The sequence below is a fragment of the Methylocaldum sp. 14B genome (assembly GCF_002005105.1).
In the GTDB taxonomy this organism is placed as follows: domain Bacteria; phylum Pseudomonadota; class Gammaproteobacteria; order Methylococcales; family Methylococcaceae; genus Methylocaldum.
The window spans coordinates 1-4,025 of the sequence record NZ_MSCV01000063.1 but is presented as its reverse complement, the minus strand read 5'-3'; the positions used below and the strand labels follow the sequence as shown (position 1 = coordinate 4,025).

At 54.7% G+C, this 4,025-nt stretch carries 2 tRNA genes and 2 rRNA genes; all 4 read right to left on the bottom strand.

The features are described 5' to 3' along the window. Positions 1-2,783 (bottom strand): 23S ribosomal RNA (locus tag B2A78_RS25290); the annotation flags it as partial. A gap of 197 nt (positions 2,784-2,980) precedes the next feature. Beyond that, positions 2,981-3,056, bottom strand: a tRNA-Ala gene (locus B2A78_RS25285). A gap of 9 nt (positions 3,057-3,065) precedes the next feature. Continuing rightward, positions 3,066-3,142, bottom strand: a tRNA-Ile gene (locus tag B2A78_RS25280). 119 nt (positions 3,143-3,261) lie between these two features. After that, a 16S ribosomal RNA gene (locus tag B2A78_RS25275) occupies positions 3,262-4,025 on the bottom strand; the annotation flags it as partial.

Sequence of the window (4,025 nt, the reverse complement as noted above, 5' to 3'; positions counted from 1 at the left end):
AGTCCCAGGGAGATCTCATCTTGGGAGGGGCTTCCCGCTTAGATGCTTTCAGCGGTTATCCTGTCCGAACATAGCTACCCGGCTGTGCCACTGGCGTGACAACCGGAACACCAGAGGTTCGTTCACTCCGGTCCTCTCGTACTAGGAGCAACTTCCCTCAAATCTCCAACGCCCACGGCAGATAGGGACCGAACTGTCTCACGACGTTCTAAACCCAGCTCGCGTACCACTTTAAATGGCGAACAGCCATACCCTTGGGACCGGCTACAGCCCCAGGATGTGATGAGCCGACATCGAGGTGCCAAACACCGCCGTCGATATGAACTCTTGGGCGGTATCAGCCTGTTATCCCCGGAGTACCTTTTATCCGTTGAGCGATGGCCCTTCCATACAGAACCACCGGATCACTAGGACCTACTTTCGTACCTGCTCGACGTGTTTGTCTCGCAGTCAAGCGCGCTTTTGCCCTTACACTCTGTGCACGATTTCCGACCGTGCTGAGCGCACCTTCGTGCTCCTCCGTTACGCTTTGGGAGGAGACCGCCCCAGTCAAACTACCCACCATACACGGTCCCCGATCCGGATCACGGACCTGGGTTAGAACTCCAAATTCACCAGGGTGGTATTTCAAGGTTGGCTCCACCGGAACTGGCGTCCCGGCTTCATAGCCTCCCACCTATCCTACACAAGCGAATTCAAAGTCCAGTGTAAAGCTGTAGTAAAGGTTCACGGGGTCTTTCCGTCTAGCCGCGGGTACACTGCATCTTCACAGCAAGTTCAATTTCACTGAGTCTCGGGTGGAGACAGTGTGGCCATCGTTACGCCATTCGTGCAGGTCGGAACTTACCCGACAAGGAATTTCGCTACCTTAGGACCGTTATAGTTACGGCCGCCGTTTACCGGGGCTTCGATCAAGAGCTTCGCTTGCGCTGACCCCATCAATTAACCTTCCGGCACCGGGCAGGCGTCACACCCTATACGTCCTCTTTCGAGTTTGCAGAGTGCTGTGTTTTTATTAAACAGTCGCAGCCACCGTTTCACTGCAACCCCCTTCCGCTCCATGAGCAAGTCACTTCACGTACCAGGGGCGTACCTTCTCCCGAAGTTACGGTACCATTTTGCCTAGTTCCTTCACCCGAGTTCTCTCAAGCGCCTTAGAATTTTCATCCTGCCCACCTGTGTCGGTTTTGGTACGGCCAGATGTAACCTGAAGCTTAGAGGTTTTTCTTGGAAGCGTGGCATCAATCACTTCGGTCTTGGCGAACCAAGACACCGTCATCACGTCTCGACATTGACCCTCCGGATTTGCCTAAAGGATCTGCCTACTCGCTTAAACCGGGACGTCCAACACCCGGCTGACCTAGCCTTCTCCGTCACCCCATCGCAGTTACACCCGGTACCGGAATATTAACCGGTTTTCCATCGACTACGCCTTTCGGCCTCGCCTTAGGTGCCGACTAACCCTGCGCCGATTAACGTTGCGCAGGAAACCTTGGGCTTTCGGCGTGCGGGTTTTTCACCCGCATTATCGTTACTCATGTCAGCATTCGCACTTCCGATACCTCCAGCCAACCTTACGATTGACCTTCACAGGCCTACGGAACGCTCCTCTACCACTCAGCTTTCGCTGAATCCGCAGCTTCGGTACATGGCTTAGCCCCGTTGAATCTTCCGCGCAGGCCGACTCGACCAGTGAGCTATTACGCTTTCTTTAAAGGATGGCTGCTTCTAAGCCAACCTCCTGGCTGTCTGGGCCTTCCCACATCGTTTTCCACTGAGCCATGATTTGGGGACCTTAGCTGGCGGTCTGGGTTGTTTCCCTTTTGACGACGAACGTTATCACCCGCCGTCTGTCTCCCGTGCTGCACTTTCCGGTATTCGGAGTTTGCATCGGTTTGGTAGATCTAGACGACCCCCTAGCCGAAACAGTGCTCTACCCCCGGAAGTGATACACGAGGCGCTACCTAAATAGCTTTCGAGGAGAACCAGCTATCTCCGAGCTTGTTTAGCCTTTCACTCCTAGCCACAGCTCATCCGAATCTTTTTCAACAGATCCCGGTTCGGCCCTCCAGCGCGTGTTACCGCACCTTCAGCCTGGCCATGGCTAGCTCGCTCGGTTTCGGGTCTACTCCCAGCGACTTAACGCCCTATTCAGACTCGCTTTCGCTACGCCTCCCCTAGTCGGTTAAGCTCGCCACTGAAAGTAACTCGCTGACCCATTATACAAAAGGTACGCAGTCACACCCCGAAGGGTGCTCCCACTGCTTGTACGCATACGGTTTCAGGTTCTATTTCACTCCGATCACCTCGGTTCTTTTCGCCTTTCCCTCACGGTACTGGTTCACTATCGGTCGGTGAGTAGTATTTAGCCTTGGAGGATGGTCCCCCCATGTTCAGACAGGGTTTCACGTGCCCCGCCTTACTCGATTTCACGATTAAAACTCTTTCGTGTACCGGGCTATCACCGTCTATGGCCGGACTTTCCAGACCGTTCTACTAGAGTTTTAACCGCTTAAGGGCTGCTCCCCGTTCGCTCGCCACTACTAAGGGAATCTCGGTTGATTTCTTTTCCTCCGGGTACTGAGATGTTTCAGTTCCCCGGGTTCGCCTTGCCACCCTATGGATTCAGATGACAATACCTGGTAAACCAGGTGGGTTGCCCCATTCGGACACCGCCGGATCATAGCTTGTTTGCCAGCTCCCCGACGCTTTTCGCAGGCTACCACGTCCTTCATCGCCTCTCACCGCCTAGGCATCCACCGTATGCGCTTATTCACTTGACCATATAACCCCAACTCGTCTGGGATCATATGCATGCTGACACAGAACGCTCGCTTTCAGAATGGCTTGCGCCATTCCCACTCGCGTTTACAGTGTACGTTGTCCAAGTTGTTAAAGAGCTGTCGTCATCGCTTAAGCAATGACTCGCAAGCGTGTCGGATTCACACCAAGCCGCTTGCGACTCATTACTCCAGGATAGTGGTGGAGCCAGGGAGGATCGAACTCCCGACCTCCTGCGTGCAAGGCAGGCGCTCTCCCAGCTGAGCTATGGCCCCCGAAAGTCATGGTGGGTCTGGGAGGACTTGAACCTCCGACCTCACCCTTATCAGGGGTGCGCTCTAACCACCTGAGCTACAGACCCGCGCTCATTCGATTCAAGTCTGCGCCTTCGGCTTTCGAGTTCCGAGCAACAGACCCGTGCTCTTAACGGCTGATCAAGCAATGGTTGTGGACACTTGCATCCTTGAGCGGTTCTCAATGAAAGGAGGTGATCCAGCCGCAGGTTCCCCTACGGCTACCTTGTTACGACTTCACCCCAGTCATGAACCACACCGTGGCAAGCGCCCTCCCGAAGGTTAGACTACCTGCTTCTGGTGCAACCCACTCCCATGGTGTGACGGGCGGTGTGTACAAGGCCCGGGAACGTATTCACCGCGGCATGCTGATCCGCGATTACTAGCGATTCCGACTTCATGCAGTCGAGTTGCAGACTGCAATCCGGACTACGATCGGCTTTGTGAGATTGGCTCCGCCTCACGGCTTGGCTACCCTCTGTACCGACCATTGTAGCACGTGTGTAGCCCTGGTCATAAGGGCCATGATGACTTGACGTCATCCCCACCTTCCTCCGGTTTATCACCGGCAGTCTCCCTAGAGTTCCCGACTCAACGCTGGCAACTAGGGACAAGGGTTGCGCTCGTTACGGGACTTAACCCAACATCTCACGACACGAGCTGACGACAGCCATGCAGCACCTGTGTTCGCGCTCCCGAAGGCACCCCTCGATCTCTCAAGGGTTCGCGACATGTCAAGACCAGGTAAGGTTCTTCGCGTTGCATCGAATTAAACCACATGCTCCACCGCTTGTGCGGGCCCCCGTCAATTCATTTGAGTTTTAACCTTGCGGCCGTACTCCCCAGGCGGAGAACTTATCGCGTTAGCTGCGCCACTAAACACTCGATTGTGCCCAACGGCTAGTTCTCATCGTTTACAGCGTGGACTACCAGGGTATCTAATCCTGTTTG